21 protein-coding genes are annotated in these 23,732 nt (G+C 46.0%); 17 read left to right on the top strand and 4 right to left on the bottom strand.

What is annotated here, in order from left to right; translation table 11 throughout:
* The first annotated feature begins 40 nt into the window (after positions 1-40).
* The 9 genes from ICV89_RS09725 to ICV89_RS09765 are packed head-to-tail and all read left to right on the top strand — an operon-like array spanning position 41 to position 10,036.
* Positions 41-1,303 carry a putative Na+/H+ antiporter gene (locus ICV89_RS09725; RefSeq protein ID WP_215308452.1) on the top strand — a complete coding sequence of 421 codons (1,263 nt, stop codon included), beginning with the start codon at positions 41-43 and terminating at the stop codon, positions 1,301-1,303.
* A gap of 57 nt (positions 1,304-1,360) precedes the next feature.
* The gene (gene miaB, locus ICV89_RS09730; protein WP_215308453.1) at positions 1,361-2,719 is read left to right on the top strand and encodes a tRNA (N6-isopentenyl adenosine(37)-C2)-methylthiotransferase MiaB; all 1,359 of its coding nucleotides are present in this window, start codon (positions 1,361-1,363) and stop codon (positions 2,717-2,719) included.
* A 1-nt stretch (position 2,720) separates the two neighbouring features.
* Positions 2,721-3,197, top strand: coding sequence for an rRNA maturation RNase YbeY (ybeY, locus tag ICV89_RS09735; protein WP_215308454.1), 477 nt, complete (start codon positions 2,721-2,723; stop codon positions 3,195-3,197).
* Between the two features lie 56 nt (positions 3,198-3,253).
* Complete coding sequence (locus ICV89_RS09740) at positions 3,254-4,093, top strand: HlyC/CorC family transporter (RefSeq protein WP_215308455.1); 840 nt, start codon at positions 3,254-3,256, stop codon at positions 4,091-4,093.
* Between the two features lie 8 nt (positions 4,094-4,101).
* Entirely contained in the window at positions 4,102-5,625 is a 1,524-nt protein-coding gene (gene lnt / locus ICV89_RS09745) for an apolipoprotein N-acyltransferase (protein WP_251370835.1), read from the top strand.
* A gap of 60 nt (positions 5,626-5,685) precedes the next feature.
* Positions 5,686-6,570, top strand: a complete 885-nt coding sequence (gene glyQ, locus ICV89_RS09750) for a glycine--tRNA ligase subunit alpha (protein WP_215308456.1) — start codon at positions 5,686-5,688, stop codon at positions 6,568-6,570.
* A 16-nt stretch (positions 6,571-6,586) separates the two neighbouring features.
* Positions 6,587-8,725 (top strand): glycine--tRNA ligase subunit beta, encoded by a 2,139-nt coding sequence (gene glyS / locus ICV89_RS09755; protein WP_215308457.1) that lies wholly within the window; start codon positions 6,587-6,589, stop codon positions 8,723-8,725.
* Positions 8,722-9,294: a D-glycero-beta-D-manno-heptose 1,7-bisphosphate 7-phosphatase gene (gene gmhB / locus ICV89_RS09760; protein ID WP_215308458.1), complete on the top strand. Its 573-nt coding sequence runs from the start codon at positions 8,722-8,724 to the stop codon at positions 9,292-9,294. Before glyS ends, gmhB begins: the two co-directional genes overlap by 4 nt.
* A 7-nt stretch (positions 9,295-9,301) precedes the next feature.
* Positions 9,302-10,036 carry a 1-acyl-sn-glycerol-3-phosphate acyltransferase gene (locus tag ICV89_RS09765; protein WP_215308459.1) on the top strand — a complete coding sequence of 245 codons (735 nt, stop codon included), beginning with the start codon at positions 9,302-9,304 and terminating at the stop codon, positions 10,034-10,036.
* Positions 10,037-10,046: 10 nt separating this feature from the next.
* Here the strand turns inward: ICV89_RS09765 and rsmA are convergent, their stop codons facing one another.
* Genes rsmA through ICV89_RS09785 form a run of 4 tightly spaced genes read right to left on the bottom strand, consistent with a single transcriptional unit; the run spans position 10,047 to position 15,811 of the window.
* Positions 10,047-10,826, bottom strand: a complete 780-nt coding sequence (gene rsmA / locus ICV89_RS09770; RefSeq protein ID WP_215308460.1) for a 16S rRNA (adenine(1518)-N(6)/adenine(1519)-N(6))-dimethyltransferase RsmA — start codon at positions 10,824-10,826, stop codon at positions 10,047-10,049.
* A complete protein-coding gene (gene pdxA, locus ICV89_RS09775) occupies positions 10,823-11,851 on the bottom strand; it encodes a 4-hydroxythreonine-4-phosphate dehydrogenase PdxA (RefSeq protein ID WP_215310393.1) in 1,029 nt (342 codons plus the stop codon). The genes rsmA and pdxA overlap by 4 nt, the downstream gene beginning before the upstream one ends.
* On the bottom strand, positions 11,826-13,280 hold the full coding sequence (locus ICV89_RS09780; protein WP_215308461.1) for a peptidylprolyl isomerase: 1,455 nt from the start codon (positions 13,278-13,280) through the stop codon (positions 11,826-11,828). Before ICV89_RS09780 ends, pdxA begins: the two co-directional genes overlap by 26 nt.
* Positions 13,277-15,811 carry an LPS-assembly protein LptD gene (locus tag ICV89_RS09785; RefSeq protein WP_215308462.1) on the bottom strand — a complete coding sequence of 845 codons (2,535 nt, stop codon included), beginning with the start codon at positions 15,809-15,811 and terminating at the stop codon, positions 13,277-13,279. The genes ICV89_RS09780 and ICV89_RS09785 overlap by 4 nt, the downstream gene beginning before the upstream one ends.
* Positions 15,812-15,844: 33 nt before the next feature.
* On the opposite strand from ICV89_RS09785, the gene ICV89_RS09790 reads away from it, so the two are divergent.
* From ICV89_RS09790 to ruvC, 8 genes are all read left to right on the top strand, one after another.
* Positions 15,845-16,849, top strand: a complete 1,005-nt coding sequence (locus ICV89_RS09790) for an aminoglycoside phosphotransferase family protein (protein WP_215308463.1) — start codon at positions 15,845-15,847, stop codon at positions 16,847-16,849.
* A gap of 9 nt (positions 16,850-16,858) precedes the next feature.
* Positions 16,859-17,575, top strand: a complete 717-nt coding sequence (murU, locus tag ICV89_RS09795; protein WP_215308464.1) for an N-acetylmuramate alpha-1-phosphate uridylyltransferase MurU — start codon at positions 16,859-16,861, stop codon at positions 17,573-17,575.
* Positions 17,568-18,938 (top strand): aminopeptidase P N-terminal domain-containing protein, encoded by a 1,371-nt coding sequence (locus ICV89_RS09800; RefSeq protein WP_371817893.1) that lies wholly within the window; start codon positions 17,568-17,570, stop codon positions 18,936-18,938. Before murU ends, ICV89_RS09800 begins: the two co-directional genes overlap by 8 nt.
* 31 nt (positions 18,939-18,969) lie before the next feature.
* On the top strand, positions 18,970-20,127 hold the full coding sequence (locus ICV89_RS09805; protein WP_215308466.1) for an FAD-dependent monooxygenase: 1,158 nt from the start codon (positions 18,970-18,972) through the stop codon (positions 20,125-20,127).
* Between the two features lie 151 nt (positions 20,128-20,278).
* Entirely contained in the window at positions 20,279-21,295 is a 1,017-nt protein-coding gene (gene dusB / locus ICV89_RS09810; protein WP_215308467.1) for a tRNA dihydrouridine synthase DusB, read from the top strand.
* 25 nt (positions 21,296-21,320) lie between these two features.
* On the top strand, positions 21,321-21,560 hold the full coding sequence (locus tag ICV89_RS09815) for a helix-turn-helix domain-containing protein (protein ID WP_215308468.1): 240 nt from the start codon (positions 21,321-21,323) through the stop codon (positions 21,558-21,560).
* Between the two features lie 48 nt (positions 21,561-21,608).
* Positions 21,609-23,189 (top strand): bifunctional phosphoribosylaminoimidazolecarboxamide formyltransferase/IMP cyclohydrolase, encoded by a 1,581-nt coding sequence (purH, locus tag ICV89_RS09820; RefSeq protein ID WP_215308469.1) that lies wholly within the window; start codon positions 21,609-21,611, stop codon positions 23,187-23,189.
* Between the two features lie 6 nt (positions 23,190-23,195).
* Positions 23,196-23,717, top strand: coding sequence for a crossover junction endodeoxyribonuclease RuvC (ruvC, locus tag ICV89_RS09825; RefSeq protein WP_215308470.1), 522 nt, complete (start codon positions 23,196-23,198; stop codon positions 23,715-23,717).
* The last annotated feature ends 15 nt before the right edge of the window (positions 23,718-23,732 follow it).

Genomic DNA, 23,732 nt, shown 5'->3' on the forward strand with positions numbered 1-23,732 from the left:
GAAGAGCGTGATATCGACTCTGCCCTGATAATATGTACTTATGAACTTTACCCCTACCGAGCTTGGTGCCAGCCTTATTTTTGCCATTGCAGTACTCCATACCTTTTGTACTTCGTATTTTGAAGCGCTTGCAAAAAAATCCCCAAAGCACGCTGGCTTATGGCATCTCCTTGGCGAAGTAGAAATCGTTTTTGGATTTTGGGCGGCCATCCTCATTATTTTTATGTGGCTTGCTAATGATCTAGCCATAGCAAAAGAGTACGCCAACAAACGCAACTTCACCGAGCCGCTATTTGTTTTTGCCATCATGGTGGTCGCTGGTAGCAAGCCAATTCTGCATTTTGCCACTCAGCTGCTACACAAACTCGGCAAGCTAATTCAACTCCTCTTGCGCACTAAGCAAGCTCCTACACTATATTTCTTGACCCTCAGCATCACACCGTTGTTAGGCTCGCTAATCACTGAACCTGCAGCAATGACACTGGCAGCATTCTTATTACGTGACCTAGTCTATCGCCATAAATGCTCAACCCCACTACTGTTCGGCACTCTAGGTGTGCTGTTCGTCAATATTTCAATCGGTGGCACGCTAACTAATTTTGCAGCACCACCGGTGCTTATGGTGGCATCCACTTGGGGCTGGAGTAGCGCTTTTATGTTTGCCAACTTTGGCCTTGAAGCGATGATCGCCATTTTTATTAATGCAACAATCGTAACGCTGCTCTTTCACAAGCAATTAATTGAGCCCATCAGCAAAGCAGATCAGACTCGTATTCCACTCACCATTACAGTCATTCATCTATTTTTTTTACTGGGTATCGTCGCTTTTGCACATGACCCAGTAATTTTCATGTGGTTACTACTCTTTTTCATTGGCTACACCACGGCTTATCCAAAACATCAAAACCCACTGATTTTGCGCGAGGCTTTATTGGTTGGCTTTTTCTTGGCCGGACTCGTAGTGCTCGGCGGACTGCAAGGTTGGTGGCTACAGCCAATTCTGGAAAACATGAGCCCAACGGCCGTTTTCTATGGCAGCCTGGCATTAACTGCGATTACCGATAATGCAGCACTCACGTACTTAGGCTCACTAGTGCAGGGTACTTCCCCAGAATTCAAGTTAGCTTTAGTTGGCGGCGCAGTAGCAGGCGGCGGCCTCACAGTCATCGCCAATGCTCCTAACCCTGCTGGACTGGCTATTTTGCGTAGTTACTTCCCAAATGCAGCTGTTTCGGCAGGCTTACTACTCATAGCCGCTATTCCACCAACCATTGTTGCGATTCTGGCTCTACGCCTGCTCTAGGCGATTTATCCCGTAAAATCTCAGCTTCGCCCCCAGCTATAAACCTGAGAACGGCATATGAAAAAGCTCTATATCAAAACCTTTGGCTGCCAAATGAACGAGTACGACTCGGGCAAGATGGCTGACCTCCTACATGCCAATGAAGGCATGGTCATGACTAATACCCCCGAAGATGCAGACGTGGTTCTATTGAACACTTGCTCGATTCGTGAAAAAGCGGAAGACAAGGTATTTTCTGACTTAGGACGCCTGCGTGAGCTCAAGAAAAGCAAACCCGATTTATTGATTGGTGTTGGCGGTTGTGTTGCCAGTCAAGAAGGTCAACAAATTATTAATAGAGCTCCTTATGTAGATGTGGTTTTCGGTCCACAAACACTGCATCGCTTATCTGATCTCATTACACAACGTCGCGAAACCGGCAGACCTCAAGTTGACATCTCTTTTCCAGAAATAGAAAAGTTTGATCATCTACCCGCCTCTCGTCAAACTCGCGGCTCAGCCTACGTCTCTATTATGGAAGGCTGCTCAAAGTACTGTAGCTACTGCGTGGTTCCTTACACTCGTGGCGAAGAAGTTTCGCGTCCCTTTGATGACGTATTAACAGAAGTGGCCGGCCTTGCATCACAAGGCGTGAAAGAAATTGTTTTACTCGGTCAAAACGTCAATGCTTATCTTGGCAAAATGGGTAATACGGAAGAGATTGCAGATTTTGCACTACTGATTGAATACATCGCAGAAATACCAGGCGTTGAAAGAATTCGCTTTACCACTAGCCACCCAAAGGAATTTACTCAGCGCTTGATTGATGTCTACGCAAAAGTTCCTAAGCTGGTGAGTCACCTACATCTTCCAGTGCAACATGCATCAGACTCCGTTTTATCTGCAATGAAACGTGGCTATACCGCCCTTGAGTACAAAAGTATTATTCGCAAGATGCGCGCTGTGAGGCCCGACCTGACGCTCTCTAGTGACTTCATTGTGGGCTTTCCTGGCGAAACCGATGAAGACTTTGCAAAACTGCTCAAAATGGTTGAAGAACTCAATTTTGATAATAGCTTTTGCTTTATCTTCAGCGCACGTCCAGGCACACCGGCAGCTAATCTCAGTGATGAGACCCCTTATGAGGTCAAACTCAAGCGACTGCAAACCTTACTGGCACTAGTTGAATCTCAAGCAAATCAAATTAGCAAAAACATGTTGGGTAGCGCTGAACGGGTTCTTGTTGAAGGCTTAGCAAAGGATGGTGTAAATCTGCAAGGTCGTGCTGCAAATAACCGGGTAATTCACTTTACTGCGCCAGATACAGATATTGAATTACTCATCGGTCAGATGGTGGACATCCGCATCACTGAAGTACTCAATTACACGCTGCGAGGTGATCTCATCAGTGAGTTCACTGCTCCGCCAGTCTATTAAGATGTCTACCAAGCAATCATCCCCCTCTAAATTAGAGATAGATATTCAGTTTGCCAGTGCAGCAATTGAAGAAAAAGTTTTTGCGTTAGCCTCTTCAGCAGCAATCAAAAAATGGGTAAAAGCAACGGTTCATTTAAATGGTCTGATCACCTTACGATTTGTTAATTTAGCTGAAGGGAAAAAACTGAATTTTGCCTTTCGTAGTAAAGACTACGCAACTAATGTCCTCACTTTTTCCTACGAGCTCAGCAAGAAGACTGTGACTGCCGACATTATTTTTTGCCTCCCCGTGATTCAAAAAGAGGCATTAGAGCAAAGTAAGCCTATGAGGGCGCACTTAGCCCATCTAGTGATACATGGCTGCTTACACGCCCAAGGTCTTGACCATGAGCGCGACAAAGAAGCAAAGAAAATGGAAGACAAAGAAATCGTCCTCCTAACATCCTTGGGCTTTACTAATCCCTACGCACCCATTTAAGGCGTCCCTAATGCCTCCTTCATTGAATTTACTTATTTCTGCGATATTCTTGCTATATGCCTGACCCCAATAAATCCCTTTTAGAACGCTTGGCTGATTTTTTAACGCCACAGCCAAGCAGCCCAGCTGAACGTCGTCAAGAACTGATTGATACCCTCAGAGAAGCCCAGACAGAGGGCTTAATTGATGCAGATGCCCTCTCCATGATTGAGGGTGTATTCCAAGTAGGGCAATTATGTGCTCGCGATATTTTGATTCCCAGAGCGCAGATTGACTGGATTGACATTAGCCAGCCTTTGTCGGAAATCATCAAAAGTGTGATTACTGCCGCTCATTCACGCTTCCCTGTATTTGAAGGTACTCGTGACAATGTGGTTGGCATACTGCTGGCAAAAGATTTATTGCGTCACTCCACTGAAAAAGATTTTCAGGTGCGTGATTGGCTCCGTCCTGCCGTATTTATTCCTGAATCTAAGCGCTTAAGCGTGTTGCTACGAGACTTTAAAGATAACCGTAATCACTTAGCCATTGTCGTCGATGAATACAGCAGCGTCGCTGGCGTTATTACAATTGAAGACGTCCTTGAGCAAATTGTTGGCGACATTGAAGATGAGCACGATATTGATGAAGAGGCAGATAACCTGATCTCTTTAGACAATGGTGATATTCGCGTGAAAGGAATTACTGAGCTCGAGCAATTTAACGAGACCCTCGGTACGCAATTTGAAGTTGAAGGTATTGAAACGGTTGCCGGTTTAGTCATTCAGCATCTTGGTCGAGTGCCGAAGATGGGTGAACTGATTGAAATTGACGGGGTTGAATTTGAGGTTCAGCGTGCTGATCCGAGACAGATTCATATTCTGCTTGCGCGACAACTCCCGAAACAACCCTCCTGAGAATCATCTTGATTGATTTGCAATCAACAAGGCTTCGTAATAGTTCCAATGCATTGCTGTTATTTTTTCTTGGAGTCTTACTAGCCGCTGTAGCAGAACTACCTCTTGGAGGCTGGATACAGATCCCCATCTTGAGTTTAATTTGGTGGCGAATGGATCAGCAGTTAAGCCCTTCGATTAAAAATCAATTTTTTTTAGGTATGTTATTTGGACTAGGCTACTTTGTTCTGGGTCTGTGGTGGATCTACATTAGCCTGCATGACATAGGCAGAATGCATGCTGTTCTTTCTTGCACAGCGGTATTTTTATTGGCTGCTGGAATGGCTTTATTTTTCTCCGGCGCCTCTTTCTCCCTCTGCCTAACAAGACATCGGCGCCTGACGGGTTTGGTACTAGCGGCCTCTTGGGCAATGATTGAATATCTGCGCAGCATAGTGTTAACTGGCTTTCCTTGGATGGGATTTGCTGAGGCGCAATTCAATGGCCCCTTCGCACCAATAGCGCCATTCTTCGGCGGTCTGGCATGCACATTTTTAGTGGTGTGGGTCTCCTGGGAAATCAGCCAACTAAAGAAAAATATCTTATTTAGTAGTGCCTGCATTATTGCTGCCATTACCCTTGCGCAACTTGCTAGCCTCTGGACTTTCACAAAACCAATTGGCGAACCACTCAGTGTTCGTTTAATTCAAGGTAATTTTGAGCAGAGCCTCAAATTCAACCCCAAAGCCATTGAAGAGCAATTTAGTTTTTATACCAATGCCATTGAGAGTCAATCAGCCGATCTCATCATCACTCCAGAGACTGCTTATCCTTGGCCCCAAAGCAATTTGCCTGCTGGCTTATTGGGATCACTCCAACAGTTTTCTTCTAATACCTCTAGCAATGTCTTACTTGGCCTAATTGGAGAGGCGGGTAATTCTGCTGGAGTGCAGTACACCAACCGTGCGCTTGGACTCTCTCCCAAGGTAGCAAGCTATCAATATGACAAATCACACTTAGTGCCTTTTGGAGAATTTATTCCGCCCGGCTTTCATTGGTTTGTAAATGCTTTTAACGTACCTATGAGCGACTTCGCACGAGGCAAGCTAGACCAAGCTCCTTTCAGCATTATTCGCTCTGGAAAAGATGTGATTCATGCAGCCATTACGATTTGCTATGAGGATGTCTTTGGCGGTGAATTAGCCTCCCGCATTCATCACAGCAGTCAACCCGTCAACCTATTAATCAACATGACCAATCTAGCCTGGTTTGGGGATTCTCAAGCACCAGCTCAGCAGTTGCGGTTATCCCAGTTACGATCCTTAGAGACTGGCCTTCCAGCCTTACGTGCCACTAATACAGGCATCACGGCAGCGCTCGGGCCAGATGGCAAAGTACTGTCACAACTCGATGAATTTACACAAGGAGTGCTCAGCCTGAAGATCCAAGCCTACTCAGGCACAACTCCTTACGTATTTTGGGGAAATCTACCTATTCTGAGTCTTTCATGCCTCTTGCTTCTCTTGGGCCTCATTCGCCAAAAACGCATCTAATCGCAATTTCCTAGTTGGCTTGCTTAGCCATGTAAAATCAAAGACTTAGCCAGGTAAATCATGCTTACTTTTCAGCAAATTATTCTCAAACTCCAAGATTACTGGGACCAACAAGGTTGCGCCCTATTGCAACCTATTGACCTTGAGGTCGGTGCCGGTACATCTCATACAGCTACTTTCTTGAGAGCCATTGGCCCTGAGCCATGGAAAGCAGCTTACGTCCAACCCTCACGTAGACCCAAGGATGGTCGCTACGGAGAAAATCCGAATCGCCTGCAGCACTACTACCAGTACCAGGTAGTACTGAAACCCGCACCAGAAAATATCCTTGAGCTCTACTTAGGTTCGCTTGCTGCCTTGGGTCTTGATCTTCAACAAAACGATGTGCGTTTTGTTGAAGATGATTGGGAAAATCCAACTTTAGGTGCTTGGGGCTTAGGCTGGGAAGTCTGGCTCAACGGCATGGAAGTGACGCAGTTCACCTATTTCCAGCAAGTGGGCGGCATTGACTGCAAACCTGTTTTAGGCGAAATCACCTACGGTATTGAACGCTTGGCAATGTATATCCAAAATTGCTCTAACGTTTACGACCTCGTTTGGGCAGATGGCATCTCTTATGGTGATGTGTACCACCAGAATGAAGTGGAGCAGTCTTGCTATAACTTTGAACACTCCAACACCGATCTCTTGTTTGCAAACTTCACTAACTATGAAAGTGAAGCCAAACGTTTGATGGAAGTGCCATTAGCCTTACCCGCTTATGAAATGGTACTGAAGGCTGGACATACTTTTAACTTACTGGATGCCCGTGGCGCTATTTCGGTTACCGAGCGTGCAGCCTATATCGGACGCATTCGCAATCTCTCGCGCGCAGTAGCGCAGGCTTACTTTGAGTCTCGTGAGAAATTGGGATTCCCGATGTGCCAACGTCAATCTAAAGCCTAAGCAACTCGATCTAATTATGAGTACACCGAATTCCCTCTCTCAAGCAAACAACCTTCTGCTTGAATTGTTTACTGAAGAGCTTCCACCAAAATCATTACGCCGCTTAGGAGATGCTTTTAGTGAAGGTATTTATTCACATCTAAAGGCCGCAGGTCTTTTGGGCGATCACTCTGTTACTACTAGCTACGCTACACCGCGTCGCCTTGCTGTTCAAATTACCAATGTCTTAAGCCAAGCTCCAGACTATCCAGTACGTGAAAAATTACTGCCAACCAGCATTGCTTTTGATGTTGATGGGAAGCCAACTGCACCACTACAAAAGAAATTAGCTTCCCTGGGTTACCCTGATATCGACCTCTCCACCTTAGAAAAATCCGGTGAAGGAAAAAATGAAGCGCTCTATCTCAATGTCATTGCCAAAGGTGCCGCATTAGAAAAAACTGCGCAGCAAGCCCTCGAGCTAACACTGGGTAAGTTACCCATTGCCAAAATGATGCACTACCAAGTACTACAGAAAAATGGTGAATTAGCTGACGTTGAGTTTGCACGTCCGGCGCACCGCATCATTGCTCTTCACGGCAAACAAACATTGCACATCAGTGCATTAGGCATTGACGCAGGCAACCAAACAGAAGGCCACCGCTTCCTAGCTCCAGGCGTCATTACTATTGCCTCTGCAGATCAGTATGAATCAGATCTCACCACTAAAGCAAAAGTGTTACCCAGCTTTGAAAAACGTCGTGAATTTATCGAATCTGCATTATTAAAAGCTGCTGGGACTGATTTAGCGCTGATGCCAGATAGTCTGTTAGACGAAGTGACGGCCTTAGTAGAGTGGCCAGCAATTTACGAGTGTCACTTTGATCAAGAGTTCTTAGAGGTTCCACAAGAATGTTTGATTTTGACAATGCAGACCAATCAAAAATACTTTGCTCTGACTGATCAGCAAGGTAAGTTACGGAATCGCTTCTTAATCGTTTCTAATATTCAGACCGATAAACCCGAAGCAATTATTTCTGGCAATGAACGTGTAGTACGTCCACGACTTTCCGATGCACGCTTCTTTTTCCAGCAAGATCAAAAGCGCCCACTGGCATCTCGCGTAGCTGATCTAGGAAAAGTGGTTTATCACAATCAGCTTGGTAATCAATTAGATCGCACCAAGCGTGTTCAAGGTATTGCTTCTGGTATTGCAAAAACTTTATCGGCTGATGAGACACTTGCTAGCCGTGCTGCTGAGATTGCTAAAACGGATTTATTAACCGATATGGTTGGCGAGTTCCCAGAGCTCCAAGGTATTATGGGCCGTTACTACGCCACGCATGATGGTGAAAATTCTGAAGTAGCCTCTGCTTGTAGCGAGCATTACATGCCTCGCTTTGCTGGTGACGCATTACCCCAAACTCAAACTGGGACCATCTTAGCGATTGCCGACAAGCTAGAAACTCTTGTTGGTATCTGGGGTGTTGGCCTTGCGCCAACTGGTGATAAAGACCCCTACGCCCTGCGTCGACATGCTCTTGGAATCTGCCGGCTCTTGCTAGAGAAGAATCTCAGCCTTAGCCTACCTAAGCTCATTGAACTGGCACGCAAACAATTTCCCCAGAAAGACGTTCAAGAGAAAGCGAAGGCTGAAGATATTTACGCCTTCATTATCGATCGTCTACGTGCTTACTTGCGTGATCAGGCCGTTGCTGGCAAGTCATTCACTACCGAAGAGATTGATGCGGTGTTAAGTCAATCACCTGCCCAATTAAATGACTTAATTGATCGCTTAACTGCATTGCGTGAATTTAACGCCTTGGCAGAAGCTGCTCAGTTAGCCGCTGCAAACAAGCGTATCAGTAATATTCTGAAGAAGAATGCCGCTACTATTCCGGGAGCCTGCTCAAGCAAGCTCTTACAAGTTCCTGCTGAAATCGCCCTATACGAAGCGCTTAAGAAGCTCACCCCAACACTGACCACTGCTTATGAGCAACGTCAGTTTGTGGATCTATTAAAAGCTCTCGTAGCTTTAAGCGCTCCAATCGATCAATTCTTTGCCGATGTCATGGTGATGGACCCCAATCCAGAGCTGCGCGATAACCGCCTAGCTCTCCTGCAACAACTTCACCAGAAAATGAATCTTATTGCCGACCTCGGCAAATTAGCATGAGCAACAACTCTTCCAAACTAATCATTCTTGATCGCGATGGCGTGATCAATGAAGACCGAGATGATTATGTCAAGTCGAGTGATGAGTGGGTTCCCTTGCCAGGCAGTCTTGAAGCCATTGCACTACTGAATCAAGCTGGCTATCAAATCGCTGTAGCAACCAATCAATCTGGTTTGGCGCGAGGCTATTTCAATATCAATGACCTGCATGCAATGCATAGCAAGATGGATAAACTCCTCAAACCCTTGGGCGGTCATATCGATAGTATTTTCTTTTGCCCCCATACTGATGCCAATGCATGCGATTGCCGCAAGCCCCTACCGGGGATGATGAAAGAGATAGCACTGCGCTACAAGAAAAATCAGAGTGTCACGCCTTTATTGGGAGTGCCGATTGTGGGCGACTCCTTGCGTGACTTGCAGGCAGGAATTGCATTGGGCGCTAGTCCGCATTTAGTATTAACCGGCAAGGGTAGTAAAACCCTAGATAAAGGTGGTCTACCAGAGGGAACGCAGATTCATATAGATTTGATGGCATTTGCTACTGCACTGCTACAAGATCAGGTTTAATGCCAATATGACTTTTATCCGCTCAGCCCTATTCACCCTTTTTTTGCTGATATTCACGCCGATTTGGTCGGTGCTGTGTATCCTAGTTTTTCCCTTCCTCAATCCTGAGAATCGTTATCGCTTTATTGGGCTTTGGAATAAAGCCGTCATCTGGATTTTGCAGCCTCTTTGTGGAATTCGTTACGAAATTCGTGGGATGGAAAACATGATGGCGGTTTTGGATAAGCCTGTTGTCGTTCTAAGTAAGCATCAATCTGCTTACGAAACTATTTTTTATATCGCCCTGCTTCCTAAGCAGGTTTGCTTTGTTTTCAAAAGGGAATTGCTTTGGATCCCTTTCTTTGGTTGGGCTTTGGCTTTACTCAAGATGATTCATATCAATCGCAATAGTAAAGAAACGGCTGCCATCTCGGTTGTTGGCCAAGGGAAAAAACGCTTGGCTGAAGGTAAATGGATTTTGTTATTTCCAGAGGGAACTAGAACGCCCACTGGATCTCACAAGCCGTACAGCAAAGGTGGAGCAAGACTAGCGAGCGCTACTGAAGCTTTAGTGATTCCGATTGCCCATAATGCCGGCCGTTGCTGGCCTAAAAATAGTTTTCTAAAGCAAGCAGGTACAGTGATCTTCTCAATAGGCCCTGCCATTAGCTCTACTGGAAAAACAGGAGGCCAACTTCATCAAGAAGTAGAGAAGTGGATTGAAGCTGAAATGCGAGTGATTGATCCTGCTGCTTACCAGTAAAACCAGATGCTTAATGGGCTAAAGTTTTAGCCCATTCAATGTAGCGTTCTACGGGAATATCCTGAGCACGCGCTTTTAATTCAGATTCAGATAGAGACAGTCGATCAGCAAAGGCCGATAAGTTCGTACGAAGCATTTTTCTTCTTTGAGAGAATGCTGCGGCCACTAATTTTTCTAAAGCATGCCACTGCGCATCACTCAAGTTGAAATCTCTGCGCGGAATCATACGCACTACAGCAGAATTGACTTTAGGCTGAGGATCAAATGCTTCAGGGGGAACCTCTAAGACTTGCTCCATATCGTAGCGCGCTTGCAACATAACGGAAAGCCGACTAAATTCAGATCCACCAGCTTTAGAGACCATACGCTCAACCACTTCAGCTTGCAGCATGAATACCTGCTCATCAATTGCGTGGGCGGCAGAAACAAGATGAAAGAGTAATGGGGAGGAGATGTTGTAAGGCAAGTTACCAACCACCTTACACAGACCACTATTAGCCGGCCGGGCATTTGCCCATTCCAGGAAATCAAACTTGAGGGCATCTCCCTCAATTACATTCAGACCCTTGAGATTCTCTTGATTCCAGTAGGCCACTAAATCTCGGTCAATCTCTAAAAGATCTAGGTGCTCTAGATTACTTAATAAAGGTCTTGTTAATGCACCAAGGCCGGGGCCAATCTCAATCACATGCATATTTTCACTAGGATTAATTGCCGCAACTATGGAATAGATTACTCCGGAGTCCTGCAAAAAGTTCTGACCAAATCGTTTACGAGCTTGATGGGTCATATTGATAGATTCTTTGTGTTCTTTACATTTACCGCTAATTGATAGGCGAGTCGCAAAGCCTCTAACATGCTGCCTGGATCTGCGATACCTTGTCCAGCAATATCTAGTGCAGTACCATGATCCACTGAAGTACGAATAATCGGTAGGCCTAGGGTAACATTCACGCCACCACCAAAGCTGACAAATTTGAATGGCGCTAGACCTTGATCGTGATACGTCGCAATAAATGTATCCACGCCATCTAAAGCCTTGGCATCAAACATCGTATCTCCTGGATAAGGTCCACTGACTTGAATACCCAAATCTTTCGCAGCCTCGATAGCAGGAAGAATGACATCAATCTCTTCGCGCCCTAGATAACCAGCTTCACCCGCATGTGGATTGAGCCCCGCCATCCGAATAATAGGTTTAGCAATACCAAATTTTGCCCGCAGATCTCGATCGACAATTTGAATGGTTTCCAGAACATACTGTTGGTTGAGCGCACCAGAAACCTCCTTCAAAGGTAGGTGAGTTGTGACCAAAGCCACCCGAAGGTCACAGCTTTTATGCAAGCCCAAGAAGCCGGCTGGTAATGTCGCGCACAACATCATGACAACATGATCTTGATGGCAAAGCTTTGCTAGATATTCCGTATGTCCGGTAAATACATCATCATTTAAAGTATGGCCTTGGTTGATCACGCTCTTTTGTATTGGCGCAGTCACCATGGCATCAAAACGACCATCAAGGCAGCCCTTAACCGCAGCGTCCAGAAGACTCAGAACATATTGCGCGTTAGCAGGATTTAATTGACCCGCAGTAACTGGAGAAGCTAGCGCAATAGATTCAAGCTTCAAACGATTAGAAAGTTCTTTAGGGATATCAGTGGCTGAAAATAAGCTGTAATCGCCAAGCAAAGTAATCGAGCTTGAAGGCTGCTCTTCCAAGAAGGCCAATGCAGCCGCAATAGAGACCTCTGGACCAACCCCTGCAGGCTCTCCAGAGCTAATGACGAGATTAACGGGGACTGGCTGCTGGATCATCTGCATTAATGATCTTTACCGTAGCGGTGTCGCGTAATTCACGTAGCCAATCTTGATAAGCCTGCTCAAACTTGCGTTCACGAATGGCTGCGCGGGCGAATTGGCGCTGCTTCTCTAAAGTCAACTGCGCTTCACGGCGCTCGAGAACCTGAATTAAATGCCAACCAAATTCAGTCTTCACTGGATTACTAACTTCACCTATTTGCAAGCGATTCATTGCCTGATCAAATTCGGGAACTAAATCACCGGGTCCCATCCAACCTAAGTTGCCTCCATTAGCAGCAGATCCATCTTCAGAATATTTTTTAGCTAAATCACCAAAATCAGCAGTTTTTGCACGAACCTGATCACGGTAACCTGCGAGGCGTCTTTCAGCATCTTGGTCTGTCAAGCCTGCACGACTACGCAACAAAATATGACGAGACAAAGTCTGCGTCACCATAATATTTTGTGGAGTGGTAGAAGTTTCTTGAGGGGCAGCTTGCTGAGGCTCGGGAGCACCAGCAACTAGCGCACGACGGTCTAAAACTTTCAAAACATGATAACCAGCTGGGCTCCTCACTACGGCGTTAGCAACTTGCCCACTGCCTGTATTTCTGACGGCCTCATAAAACAATTGTGGCAGGCGATCTGGGGTACGGTAACCCAAATCTTGAAACTTAATTTTTGGATTGTCTTTCGCAGCCATTGCACCTAACTGCAAGAAATCGACATCACCACGCGCTTCACGTAAAAGGACTTCTGCCTTCTTCTTTGCCTCAGCCTGAGCACCAGCACCGGCATTAGCATTAGCATCTGCAGGAATAAAAATCTGCGCAACGTCAATCTCTTCTGGCTCACCTTTTACAGCAGGGCTTGAGCGTACGGGCTTTCCTCCACCAGCTGCCTCACGATTACGATCAGAAATAAAGTTATCCACCTCCGCATCAGAAATCTTGATCTTGCCCTCAACCTCCCGCTCACGGTAACGACTAATAATCACATCATCGCGTAGCATTTGACTATAGCGCTCATAAGTACTACCAGTAGCGGCAATTTTTACTTTTAACTCTGCAAGTGTTAATTTATTCTTGGCAGCAATATCACCAATAATCTTATCTAACTCTTTGTTACTAACCGCAATACCCTCTTGCTCTGCATTTTGTAATTGAATTTTTTCAAGGATGAGGCGCTCCATCACCGTCTTGCGCAACGCAGCAGCATCAGGAAGCTTACCTCCCTGCTTTTGTAGGGCAACAATTCGATCATCAATTTCTTTACGCGTCACATAGCCTGTATTCACCACTGCCGCAACACCATCAATATTGCGAATTTTGCTATCAGCTGAAATCTTTGAGCTATCTTGCGCAAACGCGAACTGAGGCAGCAAAGCAAGGCCAGCCAAAATGATGGCCGCAAGTGCTTGGTTAAATTGATTCCTACGCATCATTGATAGTTCTCATAAATTGAAGGTGGTATAGGCTTGGAAGTAGGCATATATCCAGGAACATTTAGCTTCATGATATCAACTGGATTACTACCAGCGCTACCAAAGCCCCTAAATTCTATTTGGAATAAAACCTGAGTAGTGGTGATTTGTGAGGTGTTGAGCATCTGAGAGTAGGCACCACGTAAGGTCCAACAATCACGCATCCACTCTAAAGCTACTAGCGTATTGAGCGTTTTGGTCGTTAAAGCATCGTAACCCCAGCGACCCAAGACAGATACTTCACGCGTAATAGGCCATTGGCCTGAAATATTGTATTGATCAGTAGTGGTTGCTGAAGGGACAAAAGCCTGGTTATTCTGAACGGATGCTTGCGTTGGTGGAGTCCAAACATTTCGATAGCCAAAATTCAAGCTTCTTCCAGGTGTAGGTCGCCAACTACCGCCTACTGTTGTTTGGACTAAGCGATTCAATTGCGTGTTGTACTGCCCAAACACATCTGTACTGAAGTTACCAAGCAGGCGAACTGAAGCGGAGCCCAATGTGTCCGAATAAGTTGTAGGATTTGCAATGGTGCCATTGAGACCCACTTTCTGCCCCGTAAAGGCTTGACGTTGCGCCAAGGTTACATTGGCTCGTTCTGCGCCTGTATTGGCCTCAATCATGCGACTGGTAATACCGCCGGTTAACTTATTGTTATCTGCAATACGGTCATTACCAACAAAAGTATTTTCACTAAAAATTTGACTTACGCCAAAACCGGCATCCGCCGTATCAAACAAAGGAGTTTGAGCCTGGCTCTCAAATGGCGTGTAAACATAAAAAGCTCTTGGCTCCATTGTGAGCAACATATCGCGTCCAAAGAAGCCTTTTAACTCAGCGGCATCTCTTTCAAACGCCAGCCCTGAATCCAGACTAAAGGTCGGAATAGTGAAGCCTTGAGCGGCTGGCGCACCCACAGGGTTGTACGGTGTTACGTTATAGGTATTAGACTGAAAACTCACTTTCGGAGTGATGTAGTAACCAGGCGTAATTTGGGGAAGAGCCATGGCACCCTTGATCACTGTTCGATCAGCTTGGCTATAAGCACCCGGAGCAGTTGCTGCTAAGTTACCACCAATATTGTAGGCAAAGCGCGTGAAATCGGTTGAAAAAGTGGTTGCAGGGCCCGAGGGTAAGGTGATGTATTTCCCACTGGTATCAGCAACTGCAGGTGTTAAACGATTATTGTAAGCAGCTGTGACATTCGGCAAAATATTGTATGGAGACTGAACGGTTACCGTTGGATCCGGCTGCAAGGTCTGGAACGTCATCGCCCTGGCTCCCACAGTCCAATTACTTAAGCTACCAGTCAAGTTCTTGGAGGTGCCAACCTCTTGTCGGAACTGGCTAGTAATTGCACCAGCCATGCTTTGCGAAAAGTCAGTTGGATATAAGTTATCCGAAACCCGCGCCACATTGGCATAACCAGTCCAAGCACCAGCAATGGGGAGCCCACCCATACCCAACAAGTCGCCACTAAAGTTTTGCCTCTGCTGCCAGTCATAGCGCCAACGATCCGTACCAGTCTTGCGATCGTAAGGAAGATAATCGCCCATCAAATTACCAGAGTACTGCTTATCCAGAAACTGGTACTTAGCACCCAATTGAACTCCACGTTGGCCCATAACGCGAGGCAGTAAAAGTAAATCACGATTAGGTGCAATATTAAGGTAGTAAGGTTGCGTTACATCAATACCATTATTAGAGTTGTAGCCAGCTACCGGTGCCAAGATTCCAGAACGACGTTGATTAGAGGTGGGTGCAGTGAAGTAGGGCGTGTAAGCAATAGGCACATCAAAGAATCGCATCACGCCGTGCCTACCAACCATTTCTTTTTGCTCGTTATCAATCTCCAGCGTAGTTGCTGTGAAATACCAATCTAAATTTTCGGGGGTACAGGTAGTGTAGGTGGCATTATCAAACACAAATACATCAGCAGTTTCGATCGTCAGTTTTTTTGCATTACCACTCGCTCGGTTATCTCGCAGTTCGTAATTAGGGGTTTCCATTTCCCCTTCACGTGCATCAACTCTAAAGCGTGCTTTAGGTCCCTTGAAGGATGCGTTACCTTTTGAAAATTCGGTATTACCAGATAAATTAGCTATATCAGAATCGGGGTCGTATTTAATTTCATCCGCTTTGATGACTGCGCCATTGCGACGAATTTGTGCGCGCCCTTTCAAGCGCATTTCTCGATCAACGATTCCATCAATCGAGTCACTAGAGGTAAATGTTAAAGCTTGCCCATCATTGATTGGTTTACCAACCCGTAATTGATCATCCAACTTCAAGACAGTGACATCGCCACGATCAGGAATTAAAACGGAGTTGGCAGAGCTCCCTAAAGACTGTGCAGAAGGAGGTAAAGGTGCGGGTGCCTGGGCCTGACTTGCAAGTGCAAATTGCGACAATACAACCCCCATCATTAAGCGCAGGGTAACAGCTACAAAAAGAGGGGCGCAAAGGCCGGCACGACGGCGATAATGACTCATAGATCCAGACCCGCCTTATTATACGAATCGACCATGACTGACTCTCGCTTAGACACCCTCCATAACTGGCTAAAAGGCCTTGAACCTAGCTGGCAATTAGATCTCCCCACTTTGGCCCCCGCCTCGGCAGATGCCAGCTTTAGGCGGTATTTCAGGATTGCGTCCAAAAACCCGGATTTTCCGACTTTGATCGTGATGGATGCCCCACCCCAACACGAGCCCTTAGATAGCTTTATTCAAGTTGATTTATTACTCGAAAGTGCCGGTTTAAATGTTCCGAAAATCCTAGAAAAGAATGTGGCTGAGGGCTTTCTTTTACTCAACGATTTAGGCACTAAAACCTACCTTGCGGAACTCAATTCAGAGAGTGCTGACTATCTCTATAAAGATGCGACACACGCCCTGGTACAAATGCAATTAGCAAGTAAACCAAATGTGCTACCAAACTATGATGAGGCATTACTAAAACGTGAGCTAGACTTATTTCCTGAATGGTATTTAGGGAAACATCTGCACATCGAATTAAGCAAACTTCAGAATTTACAGATTAAGCAAGCATTTGAACTGATTATTCAAAACAATCTTACGCAGGCAAAAGTCTATGTTCATCGTGACTACCATTCACGTAATCTGATGGTCACTGAAAAAAATAATCCTGGCGTAATTGATTTTCAAGACGCAGTCTATGGCCCCATCACTTACGACGCATCTTCACTCTGGCGTGATGCGTACATTTCATGGCCTGAAGAACGTGTGATTGATTGGGTGATTAAATTTTGGGAAGAAGGTCGTCAAGTAGGCTTGCCAATGCCAAACGATTTTGGTCAGTTCTATCGTGACTTTGAATGGATGGGTTTACAAAGACATCTGAAGATCTTGGGTATTTTTGCAAGGCTATTTCATCGCGATGGCAAAGATGGCTATCTCAAAGATATTCCTTTGGTACTCGAGTATGCGATTGCCACTGCGAATCGTTATATCGAATTAAAGCCCTTGGCACGCATTTTAGAATCAACGCGTGCTACTCAGGATGAATAGTCACTCATCATGAATAAGCCCAATCTCATTCCATGCTTTTTACTAGCAGCAGGTCGAGGCGAGCGCATGCGCCCCCTGACAGATGAACTACCTAAACCACTCCTGACTATCAACAATAAATCCTTACTTGCCTGGCATTTGGAGGCATTGAGTGCGGCAGGTATTCAAGATGTGGTGATTAATCATGCCTGGCTTGGCAAGAAGATTGAGGAAGCGCTAGGAAACGGCAGCCAATTTGGACTCAACATTAGCTACTCCCCAGAAACCAGCGCACTAGAAACTGCTGGCGGTATTCGCAAAGCCTTGCCTTTACTAAACCCAAGCGATTATTTCCTAGTCATCAATGGAGATATTTTTAGCCCAAATCTGCCAATCCAGCAGCTCTTAAACCGAGTTTCTGACTTACGCAGCATGCCAAGCAGACCTCTGGCACACCTTTTGATGGTTCCCAACCCAGTTCAGCATCCTGAGGGTGACTTTTATATCAGGGACTCGCAAGTTGCCAATGAACCACTAGATGGCGCTGAAAAACTCACCTTTTCTGGTATTGGGCTCTACCACCGAGATCTTTTTAAGGACTTGGAATTCAGTGTGCCCAATAAGCTAGCTCCAATTTTGAGGGAGGCAATGACTCAAAATAGAGTGTCCGGTGAAAAATATACCGGACCGTGGCACGATGTAGGTACACCCCAACGATTACAAGAACTCAATGCAGCAAATGAATAAATCCATCATTTACCAACAACGCCGAGTTGAACTCGCCAAACGGATCTGCGCCAAAACTGGTGGTGGCGTTGCCATCATCACTACAGCGCCTGAGACAGCGCGTAATCGAGATAGTGAGTTTCCCTATCGTCACGACAGTGATTTTTTCTACCTCACTGGCTTTGAAGAGCCAGGTGCAACCCTCGTACTGAAGATTGCTGGATCAACATCACAGCCCCAACTAGAGTCACACCTTTTTTGCAGACCTAAAGATCCAGAACGTGAAATTTGGGATGGCATTCGTTTAGGGCCAGACGCTGCACCTGCCGCCTTGGGAGTGGAATATGCCCATAGCAATCATGAGTTAGATAAAAAACTAGGTGAGTTATTAGCAGATCAGGATGCTGTCTATATTCGTCTTTCAGAAAGTGCCGAAATAGATCGTCGCTTACGCCATTGGATGAAACAAGTGCGAGCTCAGGCGCGTGCTGGCGTCAATCCTCCTTCAGAATTTCATGATGTAGAAAGTTTGATTCATGAAATGCGTCTTTTTAAAGATGTCCATGAGATTGAGATCATGCGTCGTGCGGCCGCGATTTCTGCGCGCGCTCATATTCGTGCTATGCAAGCCTGCAAACCTGGAATACGTGAATATCACCTTGAAGCAGAGCTACTTCACGAGTTCCGCTACAGTGGCGCACAAAGCGTTGCATATAACAGCATTGTTGCGGGCGGCGCTAACTCCTGCATCCTACATTACCGTGCTGGTGATACCGAACTACGTGGCGGAGATCTGTGCCTCATTGATGCAGGTTGCGAGCTAGATAGTTATGCTTCAGATATCACTCGTACATTCCCGGTGAATGGGAAGTTCACAGGTCCACAACGCGCACTGTATGACATTACGCTTGCATCGCAGGAAGCCGCTATCGTAATGACTAAGCCTGGTAATACATTCATGCAGCCCCATGAGGCAGCCCTAAAAGTACTCACACAAGGATTACTTGATGAGAATCTGCTTAAGCTGGCGGAATTAGGCTCTTTGGATAATGCACTGGAGACAGCAGCCTATCGTCGCTTTTATATGCACCGTACCTCACATTGGCTGGGCATGGATGTGCATGACGTTGGCTCCTATCGCGAACCACTTGACACTTCACCAAGTTCCTCCGAAAAGCCATGGCGCGTTCTTAAGCCAGGTATGGCACTCACTATCGAGCCAGGTTTATACATCCGCCCTGCTGATGATGTAGATGAGCGCTTTTGGAATATCGGTATCCGTATTGAGGATGATGCTGTAGTGAACGATTCTGGATGTGAATTGATTTCTCGCGGTGTGCCAGTTAAAGCCGATGAAATCGAAGCACTTATGAAAAATAATTAGAGCACTGCCAATAAAAGATATATTGCCAAGCATGTCAGTTAAGAACTTCGATATCGTGATTCAAGGTGGTGGTCCGGTGGGCTTAGCCTGTGCAGCATGGTGCTTGCAAAAATTTCCTGAAGCAAAGCTTGCTCTACTAGATCGCAATCCTGTAAATGATGCTGATTTAACTGCTGCAGATACCCGGGGAGTCGCCCTATCTCACGGCAGCAAGCTATTGTTAGATACTATCAATGCATGGCCTACTGAGTGCGCCGATATTCATCGGGTACATGTCTCTCAAGCGGGTCGCTTTGGTCGTGCTCTGATGACTCGCGAAGAACTAGGTCAAAAAGCCTTAGGCCACATCATTCGTTATCGCGATATTCACCTCACGCTGCGCAAAGCCTTAAAAGTCATTCAAGCCAATAGCCCCCATTTTGTTTGGAAACATATCGATACCAACACCGATATTGAAAACATTCAAGCCAAGTGCGTAGTTCATGCTGAAGGTGGTTTATTTAAAACCCAAGACTGGGTGGAGTCTGGCAGAGACTATGAACAATCAGCTTTAGTTGGTTTAGTGGAGGTTGAGAATGCGCCACCCTTCCAAGCGTGGGAGCGCTTTACTTCTGAAGGACCTTTGGCTGTGCTACCTAGTCACTATGGTCCCAATATTCTGAATCTGATTTGGTGTGGAACCCCAAGCTCATCAAAAGCACGACTAGCTTTAAGTGACGCCGATTTTCTGAAAAGCTTGCAAGTGGAGTTTGGCTCACGCATTGGACAATTTTTTAAAATCCAGGACCGCCGACTTTACGAGCTTGGACTCAATTACCGTAAAGAAATTACTCAGGCTAACGAAGTTTGGATTGGCAATGCCGCTCAGACCTTGCATCCCGTTGCGGGACAAGGTCTAAACCTCGGATTACGGGATGCCTATCTCTTGGCAGAAAAACTTAGCATCCTCTTCTCCAAGTCAGAGGATCAAAAAACTCCTCTAGCCATCGAAACTACCTTGCAGGAATATGCCCAAAGTCGCAAGCTCGATCGGTCGGCCACGATAGGCCTTACAGACTTCATGGCCAGAATCTTCACCTCCAATCTATTTCCTGTTGTAATTGGCCGTGGATTGGCTTTATCAGCCCTCCAATGGCTTCCTCCCATCAAAACAGCCTTAGCCCGCCAGATGATGTTTGGTAGGCGCTAAGAGGCTGAAATACCCTCCAAAATAAAAGTATTCCCTGTTTGACCTAAGTCATGGAGTGTGCCTATTTTTTAGGCAAATATAAGCTAATTTGTGCTAAAGTGTCACCCTTTCCCCCAGCCCTAAAAGCACCCTAGAACCCAGCCTGAAACACATGAAGATTGGCCCGCACCTCCTTGCAAATAGATTATTTGTTGCCCCAATGGCCGGGGTAACGGATCGTCCGTTTCGCCAGCTCTGCAAAAAGCTCGGCGCTGGTTATGCCGTATCTGAAATGATCGCCTCCAATGCCTTGCTATGGAAGAGTGAGAAAACCCAACGTCGCGCTAACCACCAAGGTGAATTCAAGCCTATTGCCGTCCAAATTGCTGGCGCTGATCCGCAGATGATGGCTGCTGCTGCCAAACTTAATGTCGATCATGGCGCCCAGATCATTGATATCAATATGGGTTGCCCAGCCAAAAAGGTTTGTAATGTTGCAGCTGGCTCTGCACTATTAAGAGACGAGCCTTTAGTGCAACAAATTTTAGAAGCCGTAGTTCAAGCTGTCGGCGTAGGACCTGATGCAGTGCCTGTAACTTTAAAGATTCGGACAGGCTGGGATCGCGAGCATAAAAACGCAATGGATATTGCACGCCTCGCCGAAAAATCTGGCATCTCTATGTTGACAGTTCATGGCCGCACGAGAGCCGACCTCTATCATGGCGAAGCTGAGTACGAAACAATTAGTGCAGTAAAAAATAGCGTTGCCATCCCTGTGGTTGCCAATGGTGATATCACCACTCCAGAAAAAGCAGAATTTGTTTTGAAAGAAACTGGTGCCGATGCCATCATGATTGGTCGCACCGCTCAGGGACGCCCTTGGATCTTTCGTGAAATTAATCACTTTCTAGAAACTGGCGGTAAGTTACCGACACCACAGATTAATGAGATTCAAGAGATCATGAATGCTCATCTCATTGATCATTATGATTTCTATGGCGAATATGTTGGTTTACGCACAGCGCGTAAGCATATCGGCTGGTACTGCAAGGGCTTGCGTGACTCCCATGCCTTTCGCCAAAGAATGAACACTGCCGATGATTGCAAAACCCAATTGCAAATGGTGAATGATTTTTTCAATGAAATGAAATCCCATTCAGATCGTTTGTTATTTTTAGAAGCAGCCTAAGTTTAGTTTTTTATTTAATTTATCCATGACTAATAAGCACCCCATTTCCGAATGTATTGAGACCCAACTCCAAGCTTATTTGGACGATCTCAAAGGAACGCCTCCATCTGACTTGTACCAAATGGTTCTCGCAGTAGTTGAAAAGCCGATGCTCGAATTGGTAATGCAGCACGCAAAACAGAATCAATCTTTGGCGGCGCAATACCTTGGCATCAACCGAAATACACTTCACAAAAAGTTAGTTGAGCACCAGCTCCTGAAATAAGACAGACCCCATTCGCAAATTCTCAATTAATACAACTTTCTGAACAATATGATCCGCACAGCCTTACTCTCTGTTTCCGATAAAAATGGCATTGTGCCGTTCGCTAGAGCCCTCCATGAGCAAGGCGTCAAGCTGATTTCAACTGGTGGCACTGCAAAACTTTTAGCTGAAAATAATCTACCCGTAGTGGAAGTATCTTCGCTGACTAAGTTCCCAGAGATGCTCGATGGTCGCGTGAAAACCTTGCATCCGATGGTGCATGGTGGCTTGTTAGCCCGTCGAGATTTTCCTGAACATATGGCTGCATTGAAAGAGCATGGTATCGATACGATCGACATGCTAGTGATTAACCTCTATCCATTTAACGAAACAGTCGCTAAAGCGGATTGTTCATTTGAAGATGCAGTTGAGAATATTGATATTGGCGGTCCAGCAATGTTGCGTGCTGCCGCCAAGAACCATCAAGATGTGACTGTATTGATTTCTCCAAAAGATTACGCTCCTGTTCTTGCAGAGATGAAAACTAATCAGAACCTAGTTTCTTATAAGACCAATTTGAGTCTGGCTAAAAAAGTATTTGCTCACACCGCTCAATATGACGGTGCCATTGCTAACTATCTCTCAGCACTAGGTGATGACTTAGATCACAAGACACGTTCTGCCTATCCAGAAACCCTACACCTTGCCTTTGAAAAGGTGCAAGAAATGCGCTACGGTGAGAACCCACATCAATCAGCCGCTTTCTATAAGGATATTGATCCCGTCGATGGTGCGCTTGCTAATTACAAACAATTACAAGGTAAGGAGCTTTCCTACAACAACATCGCTGATGCCGACTCTGCTTGGGAATGCGTTAAGAGCTTTACTGGGAATGCTGGCGGTGCCGCTGCCTGTGTCATCATCAAACATGCCAACCCCTGTGGCGTAGCTGTTGCTGCCAATGCTTTTGAGGCATATCAAAAGGCATTCAAGACTGATCCAAGCTCAGCCTTTGGTGGAATTATTGCCTTCAACGTGCCATGTGATGGTGTAGCAGCTGAAGCGATTTCTAAGCAGTTTGTGGAAGTATTGATTGCCCCAAGCTTTAGCGCTGAAGCTAAGGCCATCTTTGCTGCTAAACAAAATGTTCGCTTATTAGAGATTCCTCTTGGTACTGCATTTAATACTTTTGACTTTAAACGCGTGGGCGGTGGCTTACTAGTGCAATCCCCCGATGCGAAAAATGTTCTTGAGAACGAAATGCGCGTTGTCAGCAAACGCCTGCCAACTCCAAGTGAAATGCACGACATGATGTTTGCTTGGCGCGTTGCAAAGTTTGTGAAGTCTAATGCGATTGTGTATTGCGCTAACGGCATGACTCTCGGTATTGGTGCTGGACAAATGAGCCGCGTCGACTCTGCTCGTATGGCCAGTATTAAGGCTGAGAATGCAGGCTTAAGTCTTAAAGGCTCTGCAGTAGCAAGTGATGCCTTCTTCCCATTTCGCGATGGCCTAGATGTGGTTGTGAATGGTGGTGCCAGCTGTGCCATTCAACCTGGTGGCAGTATGCGTGATGATGAAATCATCGCAGCAGCTGATGAGCATGGCATTGCCATGATCTTTACTGGCACACGTCACTTCCGTCACTAATCGCTTATGCGCTGGATAGGAATCGACCCAGGTTTACGTACTACCGGTTTTGGTGTCATTGATGTTGATGGCCAAAAGCTTAGCTATGTAGCCTCAGGGACGATTGAAAGTGGTGATCCAGCACAAGGGCTTCCTGAGCGCCTGGGAATCTTGTACGCGGGCATTAAGGAGGTTTTAGAGACCTACCACCCAGAACAAGCCGCTATTGAAGAAGTATTTCTGAACGTCAATCCTCGCTCCACCCTCATGCTTGGTCAAGCACGAGGTGCAGTAATTGCCGCCTTGGTATCCGACAAACTCCCTGTTGCTGAGTACAGCGCGCTGAGAGTGAAGCAGTCCATTGTGGGAACCGGGAGAGCTACTAAGCCACAAGTTCAAGAAATGGTGAAACGTTTACTGCGCCTCAGTCGCGCTCCAGGAACGGATGCAGCAGATGCTTTAGGGGTGGCGATTTGTGCCGCTCACCATGCCCAAATCCCAAAAGCAATTACTACTGCCCTTGTACCCAAAAAGAGTAGCAAGAAATAACAACCTAAACAGGTT

This window comes from Polynucleobacter sp. Adler-ghost (genome assembly GCF_018688495.1).
In the GTDB taxonomy this organism is placed as follows: Bacteria; Pseudomonadota; Gammaproteobacteria; order Burkholderiales; family Burkholderiaceae; genus Polynucleobacter.

What these genes read in the sequence shown, in the direction of transcription:
- ICV89_RS09725 (WP_215308452.1), top strand. Translation starts at nt 41, where the DNA reads ATGAACTTTACCCCTACCGAGCTTGGTGCCAGCCTTATTTTTGCCATT.
- miaB (WP_215308453.1), top strand. Translation starts at nt 1,361, where the DNA reads ATGAAAAAGCTCTATATCAAAACCTTTGGCTGCCAAATGAACGAGTAC.
- ybeY (WP_215308454.1), top strand. Translation starts at nt 2,721, where the DNA reads ATGTCTACCAAGCAATCATCCCCCTCTAAATTAGAGATAGATATTCAG.
- ICV89_RS09740 (WP_215308455.1), top strand. Translation starts at nt 3,254, where the DNA reads ATGCCTGACCCCAATAAATCCCTTTTAGAACGCTTGGCTGATTTTTTA.
- glyQ (WP_215308456.1), top strand. Translation starts at nt 5,686, where the DNA reads ATGCTTACTTTTCAGCAAATTATTCTCAAACTCCAAGATTACTGGGAC.
- glyS (WP_215308457.1), top strand. Translation starts at nt 6,587, where the DNA reads ATGAGTACACCGAATTCCCTCTCTCAAGCAAACAACCTTCTGCTTGAA.
- gmhB (WP_215308458.1), top strand. Translation starts at nt 8,722, where the DNA reads ATGAGCAACAACTCTTCCAAACTAATCATTCTTGATCGCGATGGCGTG.
- ICV89_RS09765 (WP_215308459.1), top strand. Translation starts at nt 9,302, where the DNA reads ATGACTTTTATCCGCTCAGCCCTATTCACCCTTTTTTTGCTGATATTC.
- rsmA (WP_215308460.1), bottom strand. Translation starts at nt 10,826, where the DNA reads ATGACCCATCAAGCTCGTAAACGATTTGGTCAGAACTTTTTGCAGGAC.
- pdxA (WP_215310393.1), bottom strand. Translation starts at nt 11,851, where the DNA reads ATGATCCAGCAGCCAGTCCCCGTTAATCTCGTCATTAGCTCTGGAGAG.
- ICV89_RS09780 (WP_215308461.1), bottom strand. Translation starts at nt 13,280, where the DNA reads ATGATGCGTAGGAATCAATTTAACCAAGCACTTGCGGCCATCATTTTG.
- ICV89_RS09785 (WP_215308462.1), bottom strand. Translation starts at nt 15,811, where the DNA reads ATGAGTCATTATCGCCGTCGTGCCGGCCTTTGCGCCCCTCTTTTTGTA.
- ICV89_RS09790 (WP_215308463.1), top strand. Translation starts at nt 15,845, where the DNA reads ATGACTGACTCTCGCTTAGACACCCTCCATAACTGGCTAAAAGGCCTT.
- murU (WP_215308464.1), top strand. Translation starts at nt 16,859, where the DNA reads ATGAATAAGCCCAATCTCATTCCATGCTTTTTACTAGCAGCAGGTCGA.
- ICV89_RS09800 (WP_371817893.1), top strand. Translation starts at nt 17,568, where the DNA reads ATGAATAAATCCATCATTTACCAACAACGCCGAGTTGAACTCGCCAAA.
- ICV89_RS09805 (WP_215308466.1), top strand. Translation starts at nt 18,970, where the DNA reads ATGTCAGTTAAGAACTTCGATATCGTGATTCAAGGTGGTGGTCCGGTG.
- dusB (WP_215308467.1), top strand. Translation starts at nt 20,279, where the DNA reads ATGAAGATTGGCCCGCACCTCCTTGCAAATAGATTATTTGTTGCCCCA.
- ICV89_RS09815 (WP_215308468.1), top strand. Translation starts at nt 21,321, where the DNA reads ATGACTAATAAGCACCCCATTTCCGAATGTATTGAGACCCAACTCCAA.
- purH (WP_215308469.1), top strand. Translation starts at nt 21,609, where the DNA reads ATGATCCGCACAGCCTTACTCTCTGTTTCCGATAAAAATGGCATTGTG.
- ruvC (WP_215308470.1), top strand. Translation starts at nt 23,196, where the DNA reads ATGCGCTGGATAGGAATCGACCCAGGTTTACGTACTACCGGTTTTGGT.